19 protein-coding genes are annotated in these 24,555 nt (G+C 43.9%); 5 read left to right on the forward strand and 14 right to left on the reverse strand.

Annotated elements, in window-relative coordinates; all coding sequences use genetic code 11:
• Nucleotides 1-58: 58 nt before the first annotated feature.
• The gene (locus tag DPF91_RS00935) at nucleotides 59-2,650 is read right to left on the reverse strand and encodes a glycoside hydrolase family 3 protein (protein WP_117232569.1); all 2,592 of its coding nucleotides are present in this window, start codon (nucleotides 2,648-2,650) and stop codon (nucleotides 59-61) included.
• Between the two features lie 297 nt (nucleotides 2,651-2,947).
• Here DPF91_RS00935 and DPF91_RS00940 point away from each other — a divergent pair, with 297 nt between their 5' ends.
• Complete coding sequence (locus DPF91_RS00940; RefSeq protein WP_117232570.1) at nucleotides 2,948-4,126, forward strand: MerR family transcriptional regulator; 1,179 nt, start codon at nucleotides 2,948-2,950, stop codon at nucleotides 4,124-4,126.
• Between the two features lie 40 nt (nucleotides 4,127-4,166).
• Here the strand turns inward: DPF91_RS00940 and DPF91_RS00945 are convergent, their stop codons facing one another.
• A complete protein-coding gene (locus DPF91_RS00945) occupies nucleotides 4,167-5,258 on the reverse strand; it encodes an acyltransferase family protein (RefSeq protein WP_117232571.1) in 1,092 nt (363 codons plus the stop codon).
• 106 nt (nucleotides 5,259-5,364) lie between these two features.
• Here DPF91_RS00945 and DPF91_RS00950 point away from each other — a divergent pair, with 106 nt between their 5' ends.
• Both DPF91_RS00950 and DPF91_RS00955 read left to right on the forward strand, forming a co-directional pair.
• Nucleotides 5,365-7,329: an MFS transporter gene (locus DPF91_RS00950; protein WP_241033732.1), complete on the forward strand. Its 1,965-nt coding sequence runs from the start codon at nucleotides 5,365-5,367 to the stop codon at nucleotides 7,327-7,329.
• A 116-nt stretch (nucleotides 7,330-7,445) separates the two neighbouring features.
• Nucleotides 7,446-8,186 (forward strand): DeoR/GlpR family DNA-binding transcription regulator, encoded by a 741-nt coding sequence (locus tag DPF91_RS00955; RefSeq protein WP_117232572.1) that lies wholly within the window; start codon nucleotides 7,446-7,448, stop codon nucleotides 8,184-8,186.
• A 99-nt stretch (nucleotides 8,187-8,285) separates the two neighbouring features.
• Here DPF91_RS00955 and DPF91_RS00960 read toward each other — a convergent pair whose 3' ends face one another.
• From DPF91_RS00960 to DPF91_RS00995, 8 genes are all read right to left on the reverse strand, one after another.
• Nucleotides 8,286-8,939, reverse strand: coding sequence for a LuxR C-terminal-related transcriptional regulator (locus DPF91_RS00960; protein ID WP_117232573.1), 654 nt, complete (start codon nucleotides 8,937-8,939; stop codon nucleotides 8,286-8,288).
• 291 nt (nucleotides 8,940-9,230) lie between these two features.
• The gene (locus tag DPF91_RS00965) at nucleotides 9,231-9,926 is read right to left on the reverse strand and encodes a LuxR C-terminal-related transcriptional regulator (protein WP_164683978.1); all 696 of its coding nucleotides are present in this window, start codon (nucleotides 9,924-9,926) and stop codon (nucleotides 9,231-9,233) included.
• 223 nt (nucleotides 9,927-10,149) lie between these two features.
• Nucleotides 10,150-10,350 (reverse strand): restriction endonuclease subunit S, encoded by a 201-nt coding sequence (locus DPF91_RS00970; RefSeq protein WP_117232574.1) that lies wholly within the window; start codon nucleotides 10,348-10,350, stop codon nucleotides 10,150-10,152.
• An 80-nt stretch (nucleotides 10,351-10,430) separates the two neighbouring features.
• On the reverse strand, nucleotides 10,431-12,347 hold the full coding sequence (locus DPF91_RS00975; RefSeq protein ID WP_117232575.1) for a methyl-accepting chemotaxis protein: 1,917 nt from the start codon (nucleotides 12,345-12,347) through the stop codon (nucleotides 10,431-10,433).
• Between the two features lie 403 nt (nucleotides 12,348-12,750).
• On the reverse strand, nucleotides 12,751-13,500 hold the full coding sequence (gene pstB / locus DPF91_RS00980) for a phosphate ABC transporter ATP-binding protein PstB (protein ID WP_117232576.1): 750 nt from the start codon (nucleotides 13,498-13,500) through the stop codon (nucleotides 12,751-12,753).
• Nucleotides 13,501-13,568: 68 nt separating this feature from the next.
• A complete protein-coding gene (gene pstA, locus DPF91_RS00985; protein WP_117233172.1) occupies nucleotides 13,569-14,432 on the reverse strand; it encodes a phosphate ABC transporter permease PstA in 864 nt (287 codons plus the stop codon).
• Nucleotides 14,433-14,465: 33 nt separating this feature from the next.
• Nucleotides 14,466-15,395, reverse strand: a complete 930-nt coding sequence (pstC, locus tag DPF91_RS00990) for a phosphate ABC transporter permease subunit PstC (RefSeq protein ID WP_117232577.1) — start codon at nucleotides 15,393-15,395, stop codon at nucleotides 14,466-14,468.
• A gap of 106 nt (nucleotides 15,396-15,501) precedes the next feature.
• The gene (locus tag DPF91_RS00995; protein WP_117232578.1) at nucleotides 15,502-16,323 is read right to left on the reverse strand and encodes a phosphate ABC transporter substrate-binding protein; all 822 of its coding nucleotides are present in this window, start codon (nucleotides 16,321-16,323) and stop codon (nucleotides 15,502-15,504) included.
• Between the two features lie 352 nt (nucleotides 16,324-16,675).
• Between DPF91_RS00995 and DPF91_RS01000 the strand changes: the two genes are divergently transcribed.
• Nucleotides 16,676-18,319 carry a methyl-accepting chemotaxis protein gene (locus DPF91_RS01000; RefSeq protein WP_117233173.1) on the forward strand — a complete coding sequence of 548 codons (1,644 nt, stop codon included), beginning with the start codon at nucleotides 16,676-16,678 and terminating at the stop codon, nucleotides 18,317-18,319.
• Between the two features lie 493 nt (nucleotides 18,320-18,812).
• Here DPF91_RS01000 and DPF91_RS01010 read toward each other — a convergent pair whose 3' ends face one another.
• Nucleotides 18,813-20,147, reverse strand: coding sequence for a DEAD/DEAH box helicase (locus DPF91_RS01010; protein WP_117232579.1), 1,335 nt, complete (start codon nucleotides 20,145-20,147; stop codon nucleotides 18,813-18,815).
• A gap of 260 nt (nucleotides 20,148-20,407) precedes the next feature.
• Between DPF91_RS01010 and DPF91_RS01015 the strand changes: the two genes are divergently transcribed.
• The gene (locus DPF91_RS01015; protein ID WP_117232580.1) at nucleotides 20,408-20,677 is read left to right on the forward strand and encodes an Lpp/OprI family alanine-zipper lipoprotein; all 270 of its coding nucleotides are present in this window, start codon (nucleotides 20,408-20,410) and stop codon (nucleotides 20,675-20,677) included.
• A gap of 127 nt (nucleotides 20,678-20,804) precedes the next feature.
• Here DPF91_RS01015 and DPF91_RS01020 read toward each other — a convergent pair whose 3' ends face one another.
• Genes DPF91_RS01020 through DPF91_RS01030 form a run of 3 tightly spaced genes read right to left on the reverse strand, consistent with a single transcriptional unit; the run spans nucleotide 20,805 to nucleotide 24,431 of the window.
• The gene (locus tag DPF91_RS01020) at nucleotides 20,805-22,145 is read right to left on the reverse strand and encodes an HlyD family type I secretion periplasmic adaptor subunit (protein WP_117232581.1); all 1,341 of its coding nucleotides are present in this window, start codon (nucleotides 22,143-22,145) and stop codon (nucleotides 20,805-20,807) included.
• A complete protein-coding gene (locus DPF91_RS01025) occupies nucleotides 22,138-23,838 on the reverse strand; it encodes a type I secretion system permease/ATPase (protein ID WP_117232582.1) in 1,701 nt (566 codons plus the stop codon). Before DPF91_RS01025 ends, DPF91_RS01020 begins: the two co-directional genes overlap by 8 nt.
• 59 nt (nucleotides 23,839-23,897) lie before the next feature.
• On the reverse strand, nucleotides 23,898-24,431 hold the full coding sequence (locus tag DPF91_RS01030) for a calcium-binding protein (protein WP_117232583.1): 534 nt from the start codon (nucleotides 24,429-24,431) through the stop codon (nucleotides 23,898-23,900).
• Nucleotides 24,432-24,555: the final 124 nt, after the last annotated feature.

Raw genomic sequence — 24,555 nt, forward strand, 5'->3', positions numbered from 1 at the left:
AAAAACAAAGAGCAGGTCCTGTCGCTACCTGCTCTTTTCATTTCACTATCGTTGTATATTAGTCCGCTTTAACATCCCAACAAATATTGGCTAGCACAAACCTAGCCTCACCCTCAGTGAGTAGCATGAACGGCGTATCTAGATAACGTAAATCAACGCCCTGTTCAGTGAACTGGCTAAATGAAATCGTTATCTTGGTGAACTCATCCGACACTTTAAACTGCTCCGTCACATCGATGAAGGCAACGTCTTCAGGCACTTCGTTCTTGGTCCATTTCTGCAATGCAACCAGCACAGGCTTAGTTGGTGCTTCCACTACTTTCACCTCAAAGCTCAGCACACCCGTTTGATAAGCCGATAGGTCTTCTACACTGCCGTCACCGGTTTGGATATACAGCGCCCCAAAGTCTCCTTTGAAGAAACCTTCGACCGCATCTTGTTGCTGCTGATAGTTGTATGGCTTGGTATCTACACCCGCTAATGACATCGGGTTGTTACGCGACACATCTGATCCAATCCAATGGATTCGATCCGCCACTTTCAGCTGGTAGTCGCCAATCGTAGAGCGTACACCATAAATATGAGTGGCTTCCGTTGCACTTCCAGACTCACTGACTCCATCTGAATCAAGCTCAATGTTATCTAAATCTGCGCTCTGTTTGTTATCGCTGTAATTGAGGCCATAGCCATAGTCAAACAACGGTGCATGCTCGCCATTAGGATCTTGCTCGTTATCGGCAAACTGGTAATTTGGAATATGTGCTGGAATACGGCTGACTGTCGCACTGCGTTTCTTATTCGGCCAGCTGTATGAAAGCGTGCCCTGGAAGTCATAATTGACCTCACCATCTGCATTTTGCAATAGCACATCTGTAATGCCTTTGCCTTCACTTCCTGGTAGGAATGCGGCAATAAACGCATCTGACTTAGCGACTTCTTCATTAACGTACAGAGGTCGGCCGCTAAAGAAGATGCTGATCACCTTCACACCTTTCTCATGCAGGGTCTTGATGCGATTCACATCAGCACGGTAACTGCGTTTTAGTGAACCAAACTCCAGAGATTGCCACGCTTTGATGTCACCCATCATCTCCGCATAAGGGTCTTCACCAAACACCACAACAGCTACATCACCCGCATTTAGCTCGCCCTCTAGATTCGGGTCATACTGAACGTTTTCAGATCCAAGCTCTTCGGTTAGCGCCATGCGAACGGTTGTTGCACCCGGGAAATCATCAAGGGTATTTTCATCCCCTTGCCATGTTAGGTTCCAGCCTCCCGACTGCTTTTGGAGGTCATCGGCAGCGCTACCGGTTAGAATCACTTTTTGGTTTCGGCTTAGAGGCAGAGTTTCATCTTTGTTTTTCAATAGAACCAAAGATTTACGAACCGCTTCTCTCGCCAATTCTCGGTGCGAAGCTGCTCCCAGCTCATCTTGCTGACCAGCAAAACGGCGCTTGGTTGGCTGTGGTTTGTTCCATAGGCCAGCACGCATCTTCACGCGAAGGATACGAGTCACTGCATCATCGATACGCGACATCTCAATTTCACCACTCTTCACACCTTCAAGGGCATTATGGTAAACCTCTACCCAGTGCTCACGAACAGGAACCATGAGTACGTCATTACCCGCATTAATTGAGTAGTTGGCATTGTAGTCGGTACATTTGTTCACTTCTGAATGACCATGCCAATCAGTAACAATCAGGCCATCAAAGCCCATCTTGCCTTTCAGTACGTCGGTAAGCAGGTATTTACTACCATGGATCTTAAAGTTGTATTCTTCGCCCTCAGCTAGTATCTGACCGCTTTTCTTATCAAAGTCATAGTTCGCTTCGTTTTCCCAGCTATTGAAAGATGACATGACCACCTGAGCCCCCGCCTGTAGGCCACTGAAGTAACCCATTGCGTGAATGTTACGCATGAGCTCTTCACTGTAACCATTCACACCACGGTCGATACCGGTGCGAGTACCACCATCACCTACCCAGTGTTTTACATTCGAAATAACGTGCTCATCGCCTTTAAGTTGTTCTGCACTACCTTGCAGTCCATCCACCATTTGCGCTGCATAAGCAAAGGTGATTTCTGGATCTTCTGAATAGCCTTCGTAGACACGACCCCAACGCAAGTCACGAGGTGTCGCTACGGTTGGTGCAAACGTCCAATCTAGACCGGTCGCGACGATTTCGCGCGCGGTAACCTGACCGATACGGTGAATAAGTTCAGGGTCGCGAGCACAGCCAAGGCCAATATTGTGTGGGAAGACGGTTGCACCAAACACATTGTTGTGACCGTGCACGGCATCTGTCGCCCACATGAAAGGGATACGGAATGGACGGTCAGCAAACACCGCCTCGGTTGCTAACCAAAACTCATCCGCTTTATCTGCCCAATCTTGTGCCGATGCATGTTTATCTTCATTGGGCCACGCTCCACCACCATTAAGAATCGAACCGAGTTTGTATTTCGTGACCTCTTCTGGTGTCACATCACGCAGGTTTGGTTGAATCATCTGGCCGATTTTCTCTTCCAGAGTCATTTGGTTAAGGATGGATTGAACCTCAGCTTCTATTTTTTCATCTTTTTTAATCGCTGAATCAATCTTTGGCCAATCTGCAAAATAGGGTGTTTCAAATTGCTTAGTCATTCGGTGTGCACCTTTTATCACGCTATTGTTTTTATGGGTTTAGAGTCTATCGCTCTCATTATAAGGCGATACTACCACGCGCTTTTTTGAATAAGATTAGCAGTTTTTAATAGTTAGCAGGTTGGCACAGAATTAATAGGGATTTGAAATTAGGTTTCATAAATCCAATTTTTACCCTTTAAAAACAAAAATATAGAATGAAACTTTATTAAAGTAGGACGAGAGCAATAATTTACTTATTGACCTGTCTATTACTTTACAGTTTATTGTCGGTATCTAATTTGATAAGGCATCACTATGGCGGCTACCTATAAGATCTCTGAACTTGCCGAGCAAGTCGGTTTATCTCGTACAGCTCTACTTTATTACGAGAAACTGAACCTCATTACCGGAACTCGATTCGCCAACGGCTATCGAACCTACAGTGATAAAGATGTTCAGCGCGTGCGACTTTTACAACAACTGCAATCAGCGGGACTCACACTTAAAGAGTGTAAAGCCTGCCTAGAAGCTGAGATCGACCGGGAACTGCTTAGCCAGCGCCTTAAGTCATTAGATGAAGAGATTGAACAGAAGCAACGAGCGAGAAATTTGCTCGCCGCAATGCTAGGTGAAGGCGATAGCAAGGCTTGGCACGAAAGTGCAAGTCAAGTCGCTCCCGATGCCCATATCGAGTGGCTCGTTAAACAAGGCTTCGAAGAAAAAGAAGCATTAAGACTGAAATGGTTATCAAAAGATATGAATCAACACGACGCTTATATGTCCGACTTTATGCAGGTATTTGAAACGCTCGACCGTTGGGGACCGGGTAGTTCAGAAGAAACGCTCAATGCCTTAAAAGCAGTACCCTCTCACCCTCATCAAATCCTTGAGATTGGCTGCGGAAAAGGCTTAGCAACGACTGTGCTCGCAAGCAACACAGATGCTCACATTACTGTGGTGGATAATGAACAAAGTGCGCTAGACCGACTCGAACAGCGCTTCGGAGAACTCGAGTTAGCAGACCGCTTAACGTCTGTCGCGGCAAGCATGACCGAGTTGCCTTTTACGGATGAGAAGTTTGATCTTGCGTGGGCAGAAGGCTCAGCTTACATCATGGGCGTCACCAACGCGCTAAAAGAGTGGCGCCAGGTGATCTCAACAGACGGGTACTTGATGCTGAGTGATTTGGTTTGGCTCACCGATAAACCATCAGACAAGGTGAAGGTTTTCTTCGCCAGTGAGTACCCAGATATGCAAACGGTCAACACTCGCCGGGAACAGATTGGACAAGCCAAATACCAGTTGATTGCAGACTTCACTCTCACAACAGAAGCCTGGAAGAACTATTACCAACCACTCAAAGTGAGAGCACTGGAACTTCTACAAGAAAAACCCCAATCTCAGGCGATAAAAGACATCATTACGGAAGTCGAGCTTTACGAACAGCACCTCGGGGAGTTTGGCTATCAGATGTTTGTTATGCAAAAGTTTTGAGTGTAACAATCACAGTTACGTTTAAGACCTGTAGTGGATTTCAGTAACCAGTGATATATCTGGTTCGGTTACTACCTCTCATAATCCACTTGAAACATTTTGTTATGACTATGGAACATGAGAGAACAAGTATAACCATACTAATAAAAACCAATATGCTTTTAACTTGCAACTTATCATTTACCATATAGCCATATCGATTACCAACAGAATATAAAACTAGCACCACCCAAGGATGGATTAAGTATATAGAGAAACTATACTTTGACAGAGATGAAACTATTTTGCTTTCAAATGGTAACTTTTCAAATAAATAAAAAACAATTGCTATTAAAAACAGCTTCTGTAAAAATTGAAGATCAGCACCCTCATACTTGAAAAATGGTTTTGTATAATTTCCAACATCTCCAAAATATACTTGTAATGATAGTAATGCAAAAGAAATGGTAGCTATCAAAATTAATCTTTCACCAATATATTTCAACACTTGCTCTCTATACATAGATAATAATATTCCGTAAAGATAAAAAGGCGTATAAAATATATATGAATGCAAAGGATTGGTTACAGATACAGGACGATGACAGAAAGTAGCAAGAAAAGAAAACGCTATTAGAATAACAACTTGGTTGCGTAATGACATATGAATATACCTCATATGTAAAGGGGCACTTAGAAAAAGTATAACAGCGAAGGGAATGTACCAATAGGCCGTCATCATTCTGCCACTAATGTAGTACTTAATTATTGTGGTTAACGCGTTGTCATTAGGTGAGAAAATGTTACCGTCACGATATGCTTCATTAGGGTCCTTCATTAGATCCATTGGTGTAAAATATCCCATCTTAAAAAGCCACAACAATAAAATTGCTAGTGATGCCAAGAAAAAATATGGAATCACAATAGATATCAATTTCTTTGAAAGAAAAACATGATAATTAAAACTCTTATAGAAAACATGATAAAACATAAATCCAGATATAAAAACATAGAGTGAAGAAGTACCTATTAACGTGTTTTTTATATAGAGTGTAATCCAGTCGTTATCAATGAGTCCGAAGTTAAATAGGTGACAAGATACTATTGCAATCATTGCAACACCTCTTAAGTTATCAATAGATTTTAGATACATTAAATTACCTCTGTAATTACATTAATAAGACCATATATACCTTTATCTGAAGTAGTCATTAACTGAAATAAGCATGGTTAGGATAGGCAACTGAACTAAGACTTTCATGAACTTATCTATAAAACTTCGTATTGACCAAGACCAATGTTATGCAAAAGTTAAGAAAATAGGTTATAAAGGAAAGCCGTTAGGAAAACTCTCACTCATCCGCTTTAGCCAAGGACTGGCGCTTATGAATGTAACGGCAACACTCAGACCACTGACTCTACTTTTTATAAGCTCGTTTCTACTCATGAGTAGCCACGGTTTAAGTGGTCTGTTGCTGCCAGTAAAGCTGTCTGCTGACAATGTTAGCGTTCAATCGATCGGTTTTGTTCTATCCATGTATTCTGTCGGCTTCTTGCTCGGCGCAATTATCGGTAAGAAAGTACTGCGGCAGATTGGCTTGGTTCGTACCTTTGCCATGTGTGGTAGCTTGGGGGCAACCGCTATCTTGGTCATGGGCACACACACGGATATTGTGTTGTGGTCATTGATGCGAGCCGTGATGGGATTTTGCATAGCCTGTGCGACCGCAACCCTCGATACTTGGTTCAACAGCGTTTCAACGGAAACCAACCGCGGTAAAATCTTGGCGTTCAACCAAGTGGTGATCCTCAGTGCTATTACGCTTGGACAATTCGGACTCGCACTCGCGCCGCCGACCGAAACCACATTGTTTGTGATTTGTGGCGTGCTATTCAGTATTTCCGTAACTCCGGTCGTTTTCGTCTCTTCTTATGAGCCGAAGATTGAACAAACCGGCTCTATCTCGCTAAAAGATATCTATATCTTATCTCCGCTTGGCGTCGTGACCTGTTTTATCTGTGGCATTCTTTATTCGACCATTGCCAATATGTTGCCCGTCTATTCTGAAAGTGTTGGGATTACTGGCTTTCAGCTCTCTCTATTCATGGGTGCGGCCACAGCCGGCGGTATTTTGCTCCAACTGCCCATGGGCTACTTATCGGATAGATTTGAGCGCCGGAAGGTGATTCTCGCCAGCTGCTTTGTTCTGGCTATCGTCAGCTTCTCATTGCCAGTGAGCATTGAGTACCAGTGGGAGTTCGCGCCTTATATCCTAGTTGCGCTCACCATGGGGTTTATTGCCTGTTTATACCCACTGAGCATCTCAGAAACGTTCGATAGAGCGCAAAAAGCACAGCTAGTCCCGGTTCTATCTGGCCTACTCTGCATCTACGCCTTTGGTTCCATTATTGGTCCTTATTCAGCGTCGATCTTAATGCAAAGGACCGACAGTGATTCCTTGTTCATCTTTATGATTGTCGTTGAGCTGATATTGGTGATGTTTACCATCCACCGCATGGCAATGCGTAAACCTATTCCTGTCGAAGAACAAGAAGAGTTCATCGTTCAGGCTCCCGCCTCTATCTATAGTGAACTGGATCCACGAACCGAATATCAAGAGCACTCGCTCTATGTTGAAGAGACGGTAGAAAAAGTCGAAGAGCTGGCGAAACAGCACCCGAATAATGCGATCAGCTTTATTCGCAGCTTGGCAAGTAACAATCCAGAATGGATCGCATCCATAGCCGAGCGCGCAAGCCAGATCGACAGTATCGATACCGTTACCCTATTCCGGGCATTAACGGTAACGAATTCTGATCTTGCCATTTCGATCGCCAAACGTATCTCCGAAACGGAAGGTGATCAGATTGATGAACTGGTGAGCTGGCTGATTGAGAAAGAGCCAGAAAACGCGATGACCATCCTCGCGGCGATCTCCGACTCTCTCGACGACCCGGCTAAGACCGTCATTGAACCTCTTGCAGAACACAACCCAGAGAAACTGGTTGAACTAGGGCAAGAACTTGCGAGCTCTGCCGTTGCGAGCAACCAGGCTCAGCGACTTGCCGATAGGGACGATGATGAAGTGACGGAAAACATGGAGGAGTTCATCTTAGCGGTCGCTGAGAGTGCACCAGAGCATGTTGCTGAGGTCGCAGAAGTGGTTGAGGAGTCACTGCAACAAAGTCATGAAGAGCTTAAACCAACTCAAGATGTCACATAACGGTTTATTCACGTTCGTAGGGCCTTTACTTTTGAACGGTTTTTACTTTCGTATGGATTTCAAATGAAAGCCAAAACCACTAGAATACTTACCATCAGAAGATTCGAGGTAAGCGCGTGAACTCAAGACAGAACGAAATAGTCCAACTGGTTAATCAACATAAACGCATTCAGGTCACTGAGCTGTCTGACATCATTGGGGTATCTGGAGTGACGATTCGTCAGGATCTCAACTTCCTTGAAACCGAAGGCTACCTTAAGCGTGTTCATGGCGCAGCTATCGCATTAGAAAGCGACAATATTGATTCTCGCTTAGAAGTTCGTTTTGACATCAAGCAATCATTGGCAAGTAAGGCCGCAGATCTCGTCGCACCAAACGAAACGGTGCTCATTGAAGGTGGCAGTGCCAATGCGTTGCTGGCTCGCACATTAGCCGAGCGTGGAGACGTCACCATTATCACACCGTCTGCATACATCGCCCACCTACTCCGAAGCTCGTCGGCTAATATCATTCTTTTAGGTGGTGTCTATCAGCACCAAGGTGAAAGCCTTGTTGGGCCACTCACTAAGCTATGCATTGAGAATATCCATTTTAGCACCGCATTTATCGGTATTGATGGCTACCATCAGGATACTGGATTCACGAGCCGCGATATGATGCGAGCTGAGATCGCCGAAACCATCTTGAACAAAAAAAGACGTAACATCGTACTGACCGATTCAAGTAAATTTGGTCAAATTTATCCATCAAGTATTGGGCAACCTCGAGCTATTTCTATGGTGTTAACCGATGAGTCTGCTCCCAATGAAGATATCGCTCACCTTAAATCTATGGGTATTGAGGTGATCGTTAATTAGACACTCGTCTTTTATCGTAAAAAGCGTAAGAAATGGATGTTTCATATATCACTCCTTACGCTTTAAAAAGTATTAAATAAGAACTAAATAAACTTAACTTCACGCTAAGTATTTTCTCGCCCAAGCCGTTGCTTGCATCCTATTTTTTACTTCAATCTTCTTAAAAATATTATATAAGTGTGACTTTATTGTGTGCTCACTAATAAATAAACTGTCCGCTATTTCAATATTAGAACCACCCGTTTTTAAGGATTGAAGTATTTCTAATTCTCGTCGAGTTAATTCAGCGTTGATCTCAACATCGTCATTTTCTTTTGGTACTTTGTCTTCGTAATAGCTGATTAAAGCATTAATTAGTCCACGTGGAAGCCAATTTTCACCTTTAGAAATCGCAAGTAAACCGTCACAAACATGATCAATACTGTCTTTAGAATCAAAGATACCTCTTAAAGCAGGCCATTGAACCACCTCTTCTACACTCATGTCTTTCATGACATTGAGAAGAACAGTAGTACAGACAGCATCAGCCTCCTTAAGACACTCAGCAAACTCATCAAGTTGATGGCAGCTCGAGAAGTCGATGATCAGCATTGATGGGGAAGTAAACGCCAGCTGCTTGTTCACAACTAGGTCTGGGTCGATGATAGAGATGTTTAAGCCTGTTTTCGACTCCAACATCTCTCTAAAATTTTCACTTTGTAAGTTATGTTTCGTAATTAGCTTTATGTTATTTAAGACAACCTGACTTTCCATAATTAATATCTCATTTATCCCTAATCGAAAAAATATAAGGTTAGAAAAAAGATTAAAACAGCAAGGTAATAAACTAACCTAAGAGTTTATAGACTACCCAAATGGTATTAATTATTTCAATAGATGATATTTAATAACGAATAGGAATACGTTATATGTTTCAGAAGTGAGAAAATTAGACATGTATTATCACCCACTATTAGTGAGGTATAAACATTAGATATAGTTAATGTAGTGCTTGGTAATATTAGTATAACCAAGCAAATAAAACCAGAGGTTGTAAGCTATTTGTTAATTATATTTTGGCGGGATCGGCGCATTAAGATGGTCTTTCGCCCACAATAACGCTTGTACGCGATTTTTTGCTTTGATCTTTTTGAAAATGTTATGGAGATGTGTTTTTACGGTATTCTCACTCACGGTCAGTGCTGAAGCGATTTGACAGTTAGATGCACCATCAGAGAGCAAGGAAATGATTTGATACTCTCGCTTGGTGAGTTTGGCATTAGTGGGCGAGCAGACCGGTTTAGTTTGCTGCCTCAGAGCAAGAATGTAGTCTTGAGCCACCTTTCTGCTTAGCCACATCTCCCCAGCAATGATCTTTTCGATGCCGCATTTCAATACAGTAATATCGTCTGAAGCGTAGAAAACCCCGACTAATGAACGCCAGATCCAGAGTTCTGCATAGGTTACTTTCGGATCGCAGTTAAGCAAGATCTCATCCACGTCAAAGTAATGCAGCGCTTTAAAGTCGCTGTAGGCATCTAGCCATTGTTCATCAAACACACCAACATCCACCAGCAGATATTGGATCTCCTCTTCATCAAATACCGGGTTATGACTTTCGAACATCGCAGGAGTGACAATAAGAACCTGTATTCCCAAAGCTGATTGCAATACATCACGCAAAAGTGAAGATTGCATACTATCCTCTGTGATAAGAATAACGTGTGTGTCTTGGTCGCCTATTGCCTGTTCGCTAGCCATGTTCATCGTGAACCTTGTATTGTCTGAGACTGTTTATAATTTAGTCTAGATTTGTTGACTAACGACGAAAAGTCAAGTATGAAAAGATTTAGCACTTTCCACTAAACAATTGATATACAATACTTTTTTAATATTCTTCACTATTCATAAACTAAAGAACTAGAATACAAAAAAGCGAAGCCATTTAAGCTTCGCTTTTGTCGTAATTCATGCTTTTTCAAACTTAATGAATTGGCTTGTCGTTCTTTTTATTGAACTGACCGAAGTGAGCTTCCAATACTTCTGGAGTCAATTTGCCTTCAGCTTCTAGTTTTTTGAACTCAGCAACGATTGCTTTCTGCTCTTCAATTGAAGGAAGTGCTACTTCAGGCTCATCTGCCGTCTCAGCAACCATTGCTTCCAGTTCTTTCTCAAAATCACTCATGTTACTTACCTAAAAATAGTGAAACTAGTGCAAGTTTACTCATTAATCCCATTGAGTGCTAGCGCTTGTGCCTACCGCGCTTAAAGCTTAAAGCTACCAACCATGGTATCCAGTCGAGAAGAGAGCGCTTTCAGCTCCTGACTTGCATCCGCTAATTGCTCAGCAGTGCCTGTCGTCACCTCGTTGATCGAGTTGATCTCTTCAATGTTCTGGTTGATGGTATGCACAACCGTGGATTGCTCTTCTGTCGCTGTCGCTACCTGAGTATTACGGTCAGTGATATCTAAGATTCGGTCTGAGATACCGCCTAACACCTCTACCGCTTCATCAGAGGCCGTTACCCCTTCGAAGGTCACTTCTTTACCCACATTCATTGCATTAACCGCATCTTGTGCATCGCTTTGAAGCTGGTTGATCATGCGTTGGATTTCTTCCGTTGAGTCTGCTGTACGGCTTGCTAGGTTTCGAACCTCATCAGCAACAACTGCAAAACCACGACCTTGTTCACCCGCGCGCGCTGCTTCAATCGCCGCATTAAGGGCCAGTAGGTTCGTTTGCTCAGAGATATCACGAATAACACCTAGGATAGAGCCAATATCTTGAGTGGTTGAGGCGAGCTGCTCAATCACTTGTCCTGTAGTTTCGATATCTTGTGCAAGACGGCTAATCGCATCTTTCGCTTTGTTGACAACCTTGCGACCTACCTCGGTATTTTCAGAAGCATAGTTCGCTGTCTCTGCGGCTGTCGCTGCATTTGACGCGATTTCTGCAATCGTCATACCCATTTGGTTTATTGCCGTCACAACCTGAACCGTTTGGTCTCGCTGCTCTTGGCTGTTGTCGTGAGTTAGGTGTGCCTTCTGAGATACGTTCTCTGCCGCGACTTGAAGAGCTTGGCTAGTTGAACACACTTCGATCATAGATTGGTGAATCTTTTCAATAAAGCCATTAAAGCCATTGGATAATTGAGCAATTTCATCATTGCCCTTCACTTCAATGCGTTGTGAGAGGTCACCATCACCTGTGCCTAAGTCGCCGAAGCGCTTCGCCAATGCGTTAATTGGGTTGGTAATGCTGTTTGCTAATAGGATACCAAGTGCAATGAATATAATCGCCACAACAACGGTCGTGATCAACATCTTCTGAGCTGTCGCATCAAGCTCGGCGAATACTTCAGAAGTCGGTACCACACCGACAACAAACCAGTCCATTGATGAAACGTAAAGACTCGCAATGAAGTGACCTTGACCTTCATGTTCAACCTCAATCAGGTTAAAGCCTGATTTATTAAGCAGTTGGTTGGTCTCTGTACCGTAGATACGCTGGAGCGTTTGTTGGCTCTTGGTTGAATCTGGGTGGATTTGAATCTCACCCTTACTGTTTGTTAGCAACACAAAGCCAGAGTTCTCAATCTTAAAGCTTTTCAATAGGCGAACCATGTCACCCATCGACTTCGATAAGCCTGCCATCGCATAGCCAGAGGGCTGTTGGTAGTTAGCAAACATTTTCACATCGCCATTGGCTTCTTGGAACATGCTCACTTGCATCTCTTGGCCTGACGCGGTAAAGCCAAAGAACCAGCTGTCTTGAGAGTGGTTAAGCTGGCGCAGGAAGCCATTTTGGTTCCAATAATACGCAGACTGCTTATTCGCGACCGACGCATCATTTAGACTGTACTGGTTACGTACGTTATTCAGCTGCTTGATGAGCTTAGCCTCAACTTGAGGATCGCGATCCGTTGTGCGAATAGCATCAATAATGTATTCGTTTGAAGCGATTTGCTCTGCCGCAGAAAGCATTTGTGATACTTCTCGGTCGATCTCGCCATTGATTCGCTCAAGAAGCCCTGGCAACTCAATATCGATTAGACGGTGACTTAATACGTCTCTTGATTGTTTTTGTGCCATCACACCAACGATGATGGTAGATGCGAGGACCGCAAAGGTGATTCCTGCAACGACTTTTTGTTTGATACTCATGTAACGTAAGCTGAACATCAGATTGCCCCTAAATTGGCATTAGAAAATTACTACGTTATATCGACTCTGCGTACGGTAGCTTTAGATAAATTTCACCAATAATTGCGTTATTTTTTGTAGGTTGATTATTCCCAACTCACGACACCGTTTGCGTCGTTGCAGACCCAATGAAACGGCTTAACTAACAGCCATAAAAAAGCCCCTCATAAAGAGGGGCAAGGTTTCCATCGCTTATTATTATAGTGATTTTGCCAGTAAATTCTTTAAGTCGTTATAGCAACTTAGACAAAGTCATATACTCAAAATAATTGGAGTAGCAGCTAGGCGACAAGACAATTCGACCCTATGAGCATAGTCCGCTATGTGATTAGGGCGGATTGGCGCAGTCAACGACGCTGCAGCTTCAAGAATGAAGAGTATATTAGCCGAAGTCGCCGTTCACGTAGCCCTTTGTACGATCGTCTTTCGGGTCACTGAAAATAACCTGTGTGTCATCGTGCTCAACAAGCTCACCCATTAGGAAGAAAGCGGTACGGTCAGAAATACGACGCGCTTGCTGCATTGAGTGAGTTACGATAACGATGGTGTAGTTCTTTTTCAGATCTTCCATCAGTTCTTCAATTTTATGTGTCGCAATCGGGTCAAGTGCAGACGTTGGCTCATCCATAAGGATCACATCTGGTTCCATTGCAATCGTACGCGCAATACACAAACGCTGCTGCTGACCACCAGATAGACCAAATGCATGTGACTTAAGACGGTCTTTTACTTCATCCCAAAGAGCAGCACCGCGTAGTGAACGCTCAACGACTTCATCTAGTTGCTTCTTATCTTTGATACCTTGAGCACGCAGACCGTAAGCCACGTTCTCATAAATACTCATTGGGAATGGGTTTGGCTTTTGGAACACCATACCCACTCGGATACGCAGATCAGCGACGTCAATGTTGCCATAGATATCGGTACCATCCATATCCAGCTTACCCGTGATTTTAACGCCTTCAATTAGGTCGTTCATGCGGTTAAGGCAACGAAGTAGCGTGGATTTACCACAGCCAGACGGGCCAATAAGAGCCGTTACTTGCTTTGTTGGGATAGGTAGATTGATTGTCTTAAGTGCTTGGTTGTCGCCGTAGAACAGGTCTAGGTTTTCAATATCAAATTTGTTCATATTCTTAATCTCTAAATTCTTAAATTCGTGTCTAATGCTAATTAACTTTGTTTATCAGAAAACATTTATTAGTAAGTTGCTGTGTTGAAGCGACGTGCAATCAACTTAGTTACCATGTTGATTAGCAGTACGACAACGATAAGCACTGTTGCTGTACCATAAGCTTGGTTCCACTCATCAATAGTGAACAGCTCAGTAGTCAGCTTATAAAGGTGAACGGTTAGTGTACGACCCGAGTCGAATAGCGACTCTGGAATACGTGCCACCATACCTGCTGTTAAGAAAACAGGCGCAGATTCACCGATTACACGACCAATACTTAGAATGACCGAAGTTAAGATACCTGGGATTGCACTTGGTAAGATCAAACGCCAGATAGTATAGATTTTTGAAGCGCCAAGGCCATATGAGCCTTCACGGTATGTTTGTGGTACTGCCATTAACGCTTCTTCCGTTGTACGGATGATAACAGGCAGAATCAGAATACTTAGTGTTAGAGCACCTGAAAGAACAGAGAAACCAAGACCAAGAATCGATACAAAGAAGGTCATACCAAATAGACCAAAGATGATCGATGGGATACCGGCTAATGACTCTGTACAGAAACGAATCACTTTAACCAGCTTACTGCCGACTTTCGCATATTCTGTTAAGTAAATAGCAGTCATGATTCCTAATGGTGCCGCAACCGCAATTGAAGCGATAACCATATAGATAGTTGCAATAATCATCGGGAAGATACCGCGTTCTTCACCAGTACGAGTGTAGTTGTCAGTAATAAAGTTCCAGTCTACGTATTGCAGACCATTCGATAGGATGTACCATATAATCCAGAACAGGAAGCCTACCGTCACCGCTGCCGCAGCCCATACAAAGGCATTTAAAATGTTATCTTTGTTCTGGCGAGCTTGCTTTAGTTTTGCGTGATCCAATGCTTTTACGTTTTGCATAATGTTACCTTTCGCTTACTTCGCTTTTTCGCGGTTTAGGTATAGAAGAGCAGCATTCAGAATCATGATGAATACTAGAAGTACAACACCTGTTGCATACAGAGCGTTTGCGTGAACACCACTTGCGTATGACATTTCAATCGCAATGTTGGCAGTCAGCGTACGTGCTGAATCTAGAATGCCTTCAGGCATTGCTGGTGCGTTACCCATTACCATGATGATTGCCATTGTCTCACCCAATGCACGACCAATGCCTAGGATGACACCTGTCATAATGCCCGAACGGGCAGCTGGAACGAGCAATTTAAAGATGGTAAAGATCTTGGATGCACCCAGTGCTAGCGAACCTTCTTTATAAGTGCGTGGTACTGCGCGGATTGACGTTTCTGATACCGTGATTACTGTTGGAAGAATCATGATACCCAAAACAATAATACCCGCCAGAATGGTGTTACCCGCTGGAACTTGGAAGACGTTTTGGATCATTGGTACGATAATGACTAGGCCAAAGAAGCCATACACTACCGATGGAATGCCTGCCAATAGTTCAACGGCAGGACGGATAATATCAGCCAGACGCTTTGGTGCGATTTCGGCGATAAAGATGGCAGTTAATACACCAACTGGTACACCAACAACAACAGCCCCAAGTGTCGACACCATAGAAGCAACAATCATAGTCGCTACACCATAAAGTGCCGGTGGAAGCCAGTGTGTACCCGTTACAATTCCAACTACACCTGCTTCTCGGAAGGCTGGAATACTTTCTGCAACAATAAAGTAAGCGATAATTGCTAGTGATACGATACCAATAATGGCACTCGTTAAGAATAAGCCGTGGAAGATACGCTCTCTCCAGTCTACGCGCTTCTTAGTGCGTAGTGCTGGCTTATTAGCTTGAGTAGCTTCAGAGTTCATAAGCTTTTCACTATTTGCGATGGTCATAATATAAAATCTCAGACTCTCGTGCTGATATAAGCACCGGGAGTTGAAAGAAAAGGCTCAGCCCAAAAGGAGGCTGAGCAAGTTTTAAATCTTTGTTGAGCTAGGATTAGTTTACTGTGATGTAACCTTTCTTCGCTGCAATACCTTGAGCTTCTTCACCAACCATCCAATCTAGGAATTGTTGAGTTTCAGCTGTTGGTGCGCCGTCTTTGTAAAGAACAAGGAAAGGACGAGCTACTTTGAATGAACCGTTCTTAACATTGTCTACTGTTGCTGCAGCACCGTCGATTTCTAGAGCTTGAACAGTGTTATCTACTGTACCTAGAGAGATAAAGCCAATTGCATAAGGGTTGTTAGCTACAGATACTTTTAGAGCACCGTTACCGTTTGCTACTTGAGCACGTGGAGAGATAGCAGATACTTTCTTGCCAGATACTTCCATCTTAAGTGACATGATGTCTTCGAATGCGCCACGAGTACCAGATGCTGTATCACGAGTGATTGCTACGATAGGCTTGCTTTCACCACCAACTTCAGACCAGTTAGTGATTTCACCTTTGTAGATACCTGTTACTTGCTCAGAAGTCAGTGCTTTTACTGAGTTCTCTGGGTTAACAACGATTGCAATACCGTCACGAGCAATAACTAGCTCTTTCAGGTCTGAAGATTTCTCATCTTCGTTAAGGTCACGAGAAGTAATACCTAGGTCAGCACTTCCATCTTTTGCTGCTCTGATACCTGCAGATGAACCCGGAGCTTGAATCTCGATGAATACTGGTTCACCTTTGTTCATGTAAGTTTCCGCAAAAACTTCAACCAGTGGAGATGCACTGTTAGAGCCAACTACAGAGATAGTTTCTTTAGCTGTCGCTGTACCAGCTGTTAGTGCGCTTAGTAGTGCAACTGCACCGATAACTGTCTTTTTCATTACAATTTCCTTTGAATGGCTTTATTGCCGTTGTGTTTCTCTTGAACGGTGCCTACTTTAGAACTCAAATATGACAGTTGTGTTTCACTAAGTTGAAGCCTCTATGACAGCCAGAGATTTAATAAATTTGTCACATTTCGACAAGCTATGATTACCAACACATCGCAGTCACAAATTAAATCTTTAATTAACAACCACTTTTACTTATATCAACTATAAGCACTAGCATTTCGGATAATGCTGGCAAGACTGTTGTATATATTTAGTGAATGTATAAAATGCTCGGATTATGACAAATGATAAAGATTATCAACTCGTAATTGGCAACCTAAAAGAGGCCCCTCCAATCGCTATGACGCAGTTCCTGAACAATCTCTCTATTCGTACCCAAGTCCTGATCCCAGTGCTTGTCTCGGTCGTGCTGATATCTATTAGTACATTCACAGTCAATGGTCGTCTCACTACCGCATTCGAAGATGTTTACTCGACCACAGAAGATGTCATTGTTTACAAAGACGATTTAAACAGCTTGATCAATGACATGTATGCGATGCGCATTAAGTCTATTTACAGTTTGTTTAAAGCGGATGACCTCAAAGATTTCATTTCTGTATTGAACACCAGAATGAATGACTCTAAGCGCGCGTTTGACTCATTAAGTGAAGCGGAAGGCCTGTCAGCGGAGACCAATAATGCACTAAAGGCGATGCAGCAATATGTAGGCTTTGCTCAAGGCACAATGGCCCCGTTACTCGAACAAAAGCACAGTGGTAGTGGCACCGATGCTGACTTTGAACGCCGTTACAACTCAGCAATGACTCAATTCCGTCAAGTCGGTAACGATATGAGCGTGGCGCTTCAAGCCCTGTCTAAGAAGCTCAACACTTTAGCGCATCAGAATATAGACTCTAACGCTGAGGCTCATGACCAAACCCAAAATATGGGTGTGGTTGTCATCATTGTGTGTCTTGGTGCTGCCATTGTTGTCAGCTGGCTACTAGCAGGGGTTATAGTGACGCCAATTCGAGAGATTCAGCAAACCATGCAGAAGGTTGCAACGGGCGATTTAAGTGTGCGTTGCAAAGTTGCAGGTTCGAATGAACTTGCAGAACTGGCTCACGATGTAAATGAATCGAATGATAAGCTTTCAGAAACCACCGCTCACCTGGTTCGCATCAGTACAGATGTGGCGTCTGCTTCAACTGAGCTAGCAGCGGTGATGACTCAAGCAACGGTCAACTCTGATCAAGAGAAGCAAGAGGTAGAGCAAGTCGCCTCTGCAATTAATCAGCTAGAGAGCACAGCAAGTCACGTTAATGAAAACGCCGTTAACGCCGATGAAACGGCTCAAAAAGCGAATAACCTCGCCGCTCAGAGCATTCAAATCTTTGCTCAAAGCAATCAAGCAACCACACAAATGGAAAGCCAATTAAACGAAGCGGCAACAGTAGTTAACTCGCTACAACTGCAATCTGAGCAGATCGGTAAGGTCATTGAGGTTATCCAAGGCATCTCTGAGCAGACTAACCTTCTTGCTTTAAACGCCGCGATTGAAGCTGCACGTGCTGGTGAAACTGGCCGAGGCTTTGCAGTAGTCGCCGATGAAGTGCGTATGCTGGCAGCTCGCACCCAAGAGTCGACAAAAGAGATTCAACAGATCATTGAAGAGCTACAAGCACAATCAAGCAAAGCGAATAACGCCATGCATGACAGCTTAAATACTCTGGAGACAAATCGCGAGCTGGCAGAGAAAGTCAACGGTGCGCTTATGGAGATCGAATCAGCGATGGGTAGCATGGCCACCATCAACGCTCAGGTTTCATCAGCCGCGGAAGAACAGAGCCAAGTTACCGCTGATATCAACCGTAACGTGGTTAACATCCACGAGCTAGTGAACCAAAATGTGGTGGGTATTAGCCAATCTACAGAAGCAGCGCGTGAGTTATCTCAGCTAGCAGAATCACAACGTTCACAGTTGGATTACTTTAAAATCTAAAGAAACATAGCGACAAGCAACGCAAAAGCCCCTTGAACATCTCTGTTCAAGGGGCTTTTTTATACATTCACGCATTTTAGGACGAGACATCAACAACATAAATATTGAAAGAGAGATTTCCTATTTCGTTCCTCAGTGTAGAGAATAACGTTGTTAAGTTTCAGATATTATTGAAATTAAACTATGCTTGGTGAGCGAACTGTCGGAATCTCACTTTCTGAATGTTATTAGGGTCTGTTGACCTTTCGAGCTGGTTTTTGCAGCAGTTTGTGGGAAATTTCCACAAGGCAGAGGCTTTGATGTGTAGCTAGCCTACATGAGAAGCCGATAACACAGTGGAAATGAAGCACAAACGCTGCCCGAAGGGTTCGGCTAAAATCGTTTTATGCTTTGTTAAGGGGTATTTACTTAGAATGACTAGGCTACACACCCCTTGCCGCGCCTAAAACGATTTTATCTCGAACAAAATTTAACCACGAAAGGTCAACAGACCCTAGTCCTCAGACTCAGGTTTCATAGGCTTCTTTTTCTTTGGAATAAATACCGAATCACCCACAGCCACATTCTGATGGAAGCTCTTATCACGCTTAACGGGTTTCTTCTGAGTCTTCTTCGCTTGTGGCTTCGCCTTCGCTTTAGAAGGGCCGCCTTTCTTAAAGGCAGGCTTACGAGGTTTTAATCCTTTGAACTTGCCTTTGAGGCCTTCAAATACTGAGAAATCTAAGTCTTGCTGCAGGTAGAGCTCAACACGCTTAAAGCTGTCCCAGTCTTTTGGACCAACCAGAGAAATTGCATCACCCTTGTTACCCGCACGACCCGTTCGACCTACACGGTGAACATATTCTTCCGTGTGTTTAGGCATATCGAAGTTGATTACGTGGGTTACATTGGCGATATCCAGGCCACGAGAAGCAACATCAGTTGTCACAAGGATTTTGAATACTGCACGCTCGAACTGACTCATTATTGTGTTGCGTTGAGTCTGATTTAGGTTACCGCTTAGAGCGACAGCTTTCAGTTTCTGCTCGTTCAGTTTTTCGGTTAGACGATCGGTATCAGCGCGGGTTGCGGTGAAGATGATAACTTGCTTGTATTCCGCTTCTTCAAGCGCACGCTCTAGGATCGCTTCCTTGTGGTCGAGGTGATCACATAGGTAGAACTTCTGAGTGATGTCTTTATGTTCTTCATTCGATACGCCGATTGAGATGCGTTTTGGTGCTTCAAGCATCTCCATTGCAATGTCATTGACTTCTGCATGATCAAGAGTTGCCGAGAACATCAAAGTCTGACGACGACGATGTTTCGCTGCTTTGTGAATACGACGAAGCTCAGGAGCAAAACCAAGATCCAACATGCGGTCAGCTTCATCAAGGATCAGTGTCTCTAGACCATCAAGGTAAAGTGAACGATGTTCAAGGTGATCGGCTAGGCGACCAGGAGTTGCAACAATAAAGCGTGGAGACTTACGTAGCGCTTTCACTTGGTCGTTGAAGTTTTCACCACCTAGAATCAAAGTCGCATCGTAAGACAAACCACCGAGCATAGACTTAAGCTCGCCATAAACTTGCTTTGCAAGCTCACGAGTTGGCGCAAGAATAAGGCCGCGAGGATCATTCTTAGAGAACGCTTTGGTCTTTAATGATTTGTGTAGCATAGGCAAAACAAATGCAAGCGTCTTACCTGAACCCGTTTTGGAGGATGCAAGTAGGTCTTTACCAGCAATGGCTACTGGTATTGCTTGTTTCTGAATATCTGTCGCTTTGGTGAAGTTGTAGTGTTTCAGTGTCTTCAACAAGCGGTTGTCTAAGCCTAAATCTTTAAAGTGCAAAAGTTGTCTCCAAGTTGGAAAAAAATAACGCGATATAATAACGCGAATCGATACTTGAGTGTTAGTTTTGCCGCATAAATTAAATGTAAAATATTTGTATACAAAAGGTTGACTAATTCTCTCAAAGTATCAACAATGCAATTGTTTTGTGATTTTCCTGAAAACTTTTGTTTTCATTATCATTTTTGATGCTAAACTCAAAAAAGCAAGAAGAATAAAAGAATCTCTTGCTACTACACTAAGGATAACAAGGAGTTATTATGAATAAGATGTTGATCGCAGCGGCTGCTAGCTCAGTTCTTCTACTAGCTGGTTGTGCTTCAGGTCCAGACGAAGAAACAACAGCGGCTCTAAATGATCTAACAACAAAAGTTGATCAGCTAAGCGCGGATGTGGCTGCACTACAAAACTCATCTAACGATGCAGCAATGGCTTCTAAAGATGCTAAAGCAGCAGCAATGGCTGCACAAGAAGAAGCAGCACGTGCAAATGAGCGTATTGATAACATCGCTCAATCTTACACAAAGTAAAAAGCAGTTTACTACTTAGTAAATGATTCTTAGAGAAAAGCTTTCGCATCTGCGAAAGCTTTTTTATTGGATGAAATAAAATATGGTTAGCAAAGCGGGTGACTATCTGTATTAGTTCTAACTCTCACTACTCTTCTCTAAACGCACGCTCAAAACTGTCGGTTATAGGCTTGAGTAAATAATCCATTGGCGTTCTTGGTTCAGATAGAATTAACACCTCAGCATTCATACCTGGCGTTACCGTATAGCTCGCGAGTGCTTCAGGCTCGAGTTCAATCCTAGTTAAATAATATTGTTGATCGTCTTGCGTGGTTAATTTATCGGCAGAGATAGTTAATACTTTTCCCTCCATGGGCTCCACCGTCCGACTATTTAGCGCTGTTAATCGTACTCTTGCACTTTGCCCAGTGGCCACGAGATCAACATCTTTCGGGTCAACCCTACTCTCAACGATCAGCTCTTCATTATCCGGAACAATCTCTAAAATAACCTGCCCAGACTGAATAACACCGTGTTCAGAAAAAACCTGCATGTTGACGATTTTTCCAGAGATAGGTGCGACGATATTGGTTCGCTCATAGACATCCTTCGCAGCTTGGTATTCTTCGTGAATGAGCACAAGCTCTTTTTGTGTCTCTCGCAGCTCTTCTACTATCACCTTCAACCGTTCTAACTCGAGTTCCTTGAGTTGGGCGATCGCATCACTTCCCTGCTGTTCGACGGTTAATGCTTGGCGTTCGAGTTGGCTAATCTCACTGCGAACCTCGGCTGCGACACGTTGCAGCGACAATAAGGCAGACTTTCCAGAAAAGCCTTTTTTGAACAGGGCTTTATTACTCTTTATCTCGTCGTTGATGAAATAAAGACGCTCTTTCTCAATATTTATCGTCTTGCGCACGTTGACCAACTCAACTTCGGAGCCTTCGATCAACTGAGTCAATATGGCTTTTTGGCTGGCAAAATAGGCTTGTCTAGCCGCAAAGACCTTCTGCTGTATCTGCTCTGCGGCAAGCAAGGTATCTGACTCGGTAAACATCTCCAAATCAGTATGCCAACGAATCGACTCTTGTTGTTCTAGCTCCGATGTTAGACGACTCTCCTTAGATCTCGCATGAATGTACTGACCTCGCAGGGATTGGAGCTGAGCGAGTGGTTGGCTATCAGAGAGACGAGCAATCAAGTCCCCCTGCTGAACACTGTCACCTTCTCTCACTAATATCTTTTCAACAATGCCACCCTCGAGATGCTGTACCGCTTGCCTTTGAGTGCCTACAACGACTTCACCATACGCAATCGCAGCGCTTTCGAGTTTCGCAGTAACACTCCAAATACCAAATCCACCGACAAAAAGGGTGAACGCAAACAAACCTCCAATAACATAACGCGAAACACGTAAAGGAGAGCTCGGTTCAAACCTGTCGATGGTCTCTTTAGAGAGCAACTCAGGGTCGATAATTTCTCTAGCCATTTTCCACCTTCGGTATGTCTGTCGATTGGTTTTGCATCATCGCCGATAGCACTTGTTCTCTTCCACCGTAAAGGTGCAATTGCCCCTTTCTCAGAGAGAGTAGTCTATCTACGTTTCTTAATGCGCCTGCGCTGTGCGCAATCACTACAACAGTGACACCTTTTTCTTTTAAGTGTTGAATAAGTTGCTGGAACGCAACTTCACCTTCTCCATCCAAATTGGCGTTCGCTTCATCAAACACCACCAAACTAGGGTCGCCATAGATAGCGCGAGCCATAGCAACTCGTTGGCGCTCGCCACCTGATAAACCTGCTCCATTTTCCCCCACCACGAAGTCGTAGCCCTTTGGCTTCTTGAGTATCATTTCATGACAGCCCGTTAGCTGAGCAGCCTCAATCACCTTATCTGGTTGCTCGACTTTCAAGCGGGCGATGTTTTCTCGAATGGAAACGGCGAATAACTCTGTATCTTGAGACATGTAGCCACAATAACGTCCCAAATCTTCTTTTGCCCAGTGCGCGACGTTCATTCCGTCTAGCTCAACCTTCCCAGCTGTCGGATGTAAGTTGCCCAGTAAGAGTTTTACGAGGGTTGATTTACCAGTGCCAGAAGGGCCAATGATGCCTATCGCTTTACCTGCTGGTATATCAAAGCTTAAGTTTGACAGCGTAGGCGCATTCATCATTGGATGGCGATAGGTCAGATTAGACACTCGAATGTTACCCTTTGGGCGAGGCAGCGGCATGTCGATCTCTTGGGAGATCTCAAGCTGACTCAACTCATTCAAGCGTTGATAAGCACGCCAGGCGGAACTCGCTGATGACCAAGTACCAATTGCTTGTTCAACCGGAGAAAGTGCCCTTGCCATTAATATTGAACTGGCAATCATCACACCCGCAGTAATCTCATGCTGAATAACCAGCCAAGCACCGACGCCAATCAGAGCCACCTGTAATCCAGAACGAAAAAACTTGGAGCAGTTGGAGATAATCAAAGATCGGCTTCCTGAACGATGCTCGATGTCATTCATATCAGAGGTTGCGTTATACCAACGCTCCAAGAACTCGTTCATCATTCCCATACCAAGAATCGAATCAGAATTCACAGCGGCATTTTCAGCATTTTGAGAGACGAAAATCGTGCGCGTATCGACTTCTGCCAGCGTCTTTCTGCTGACCATCTCGTTGAGCACTGCCAAAGAGAACAACACTACCGTCCCGACGACGGCAAGATGACCGAGCATTGGGTGCATTAAATACACCACCAAAATAAACATGGGTGTCCAAGGGGCATCAAGTATCGGGTAAATGCCATTACCACCGAGAAAAGAACGCACGACCTGAAAGTCATGCAGTATCTGTTTTGTATGGTTCTTACCCGTGCGCATCTTATATTTGATCGCTTGGCGGAGCATATCGGGAGCAAACTGGGCTGAGAACCAATGACCCATCGATTTGCTGATCATCGCGCGAGCGATATCAATCAAGGTCATCGTTAACAATGCGAACACTACAATAGCGGTGAGCAGCCACAAGGTGTCGACCGAGTATGAGGTGATGACTCGGCTATATACCTGCAGCATATAGATAGGAATCGCGAGGATCAGTAGATTGATGAGGAAACTGAATACAATCAATATCGACGTGAGATTGATGGCTCTTTTTTTTGCGAGTGCAAAGGGCGACTTCTTCAAAACAACATCCTAATTGAGAAGAATGGGTACCGATTCAATCCAGTACCCATGTTAAAGCGTTAAATATTGAACAGAGTATCGACTCCCAGTTCAGCAACATCATCACTCGTGATACCTTTAAGCTTCACGGTGTAGTTGCCATATTCGATAATTAAGTTGCCGCTAAAATCATAAGAGAGCGCAGCATCTGCACTGTCAAAGGCATCCGCATCGAATTCCAAGTTATCAACACCAATCTCAAAGTCCGTCACTGTGGTGTAACCATCTCCCCCTTTGATGAAGATGGTATCTTCCCCGCTCCCGGTAGATACCTTATTCGTCCCACTGCCGTTTATCACAAAGGTGTCGTTACCGGTGCCTCCTGAAAGTGAACTATTGCCTGAGTTCGTGAATAGAAAGTCATCACCACTGCCACCGCGCAACACATCATTGCCAGTACCAGCGATAAGAATGTCATCACCTGCCCCGCCAATGAGAATATCGTTGCCTTCGCCACCGTGGATGAAATCATTACCACCGTAGCCCACAACTTTGTCATCGCCTTTCTCGGCGAAGATCACGTTTACATCTGCTGTTCCGTACGTAGTCTGCATATTTTCCTCAACGCTCTGAATATCTGTTTTTATGACATCAAGCCAACCTACAAAGCTCGACAACGAAATTATAGAAACGGGTGATTTCAGCAGAGTTTGAATAAAGAGCCATTCAGGGATTTAG

This window comes from Vibrio maerlii (assembly GCF_003415655.1).
Classification (GTDB): Bacteria; Pseudomonadota; Gammaproteobacteria; order Enterobacterales; family Vibrionaceae; genus Vibrio; species Vibrio maerlii.

What these genes read in the sequence shown, in the direction of transcription:
- DPF91_RS00935 (WP_117232569.1), bottom strand. Translation starts at nt 2,650, where the DNA reads ATGACTAAGCAATTTGAAACACCCTATTTTGCAGATTGGCCAAAGATT.
- DPF91_RS00940 (WP_117232570.1), top strand. Translation starts at nt 2,948, where the DNA reads ATGGCGGCTACCTATAAGATCTCTGAACTTGCCGAGCAAGTCGGTTTA.
- DPF91_RS00945 (WP_117232571.1), bottom strand. Translation starts at nt 5,258, where the DNA reads ATGTATCTAAAATCTATTGATAACTTAAGAGGTGTTGCAATGATTGCA.
- DPF91_RS00950 (WP_241033732.1), top strand. Translation starts at nt 5,365, where the DNA reads ATGAACTTATCTATAAAACTTCGTATTGACCAAGACCAATGTTATGCA.
- DPF91_RS00960 (WP_117232573.1), bottom strand. Translation starts at nt 8,939, where the DNA reads ATGGAAAGTCAGGTTGTCTTAAATAACATAAAGCTAATTACGAAACAT.
- DPF91_RS00965 (WP_164683978.1), bottom strand. Translation starts at nt 9,926, where the DNA reads ATGGCTAGCGAACAGGCAATAGGCGACCAAGACACACACGTTATTCTT.
- DPF91_RS00970 (WP_117232574.1), bottom strand. Translation starts at nt 10,350, where the DNA reads ATGAGTGATTTTGAGAAAGAACTGGAAGCAATGGTTGCTGAGACGGCA.
- DPF91_RS00975 (WP_117232575.1), bottom strand. Translation starts at nt 12,347, where the DNA reads ATGTTCAGCTTACGTTACATGAGTATCAAACAAAAAGTCGTTGCAGGA.
- pstB (WP_117232576.1), bottom strand. Translation starts at nt 13,500, where the DNA reads ATGAACAAATTTGATATTGAAAACCTAGACCTGTTCTACGGCGACAAC.
- pstC (WP_117232577.1), bottom strand. Translation starts at nt 15,395, where the DNA reads ATGACCATCGCAAATAGTGAAAAGCTTATGAACTCTGAAGCTACTCAA.
- DPF91_RS00995 (WP_117232578.1), bottom strand. Translation starts at nt 16,323, where the DNA reads ATGAAAAAGACAGTTATCGGTGCAGTTGCACTACTAAGCGCACTAACA.
- DPF91_RS01000 (WP_117233173.1), top strand. Translation starts at nt 16,676, where the DNA reads ATGACGCAGTTCCTGAACAATCTCTCTATTCGTACCCAAGTCCTGATC.
- DPF91_RS01015 (WP_117232580.1), top strand. Translation starts at nt 20,408, where the DNA reads ATGAATAAGATGTTGATCGCAGCGGCTGCTAGCTCAGTTCTTCTACTA.
- DPF91_RS01020 (WP_117232581.1), bottom strand. Translation starts at nt 22,145, where the DNA reads ATGGCTAGAGAAATTATCGACCCTGAGTTGCTCTCTAAAGAGACCATC.
- DPF91_RS01030 (WP_117232583.1), bottom strand. Translation starts at nt 24,431, where the DNA reads ATGCAGACTACGTACGGAACAGCAGATGTAAACGTGATCTTCGCCGAG.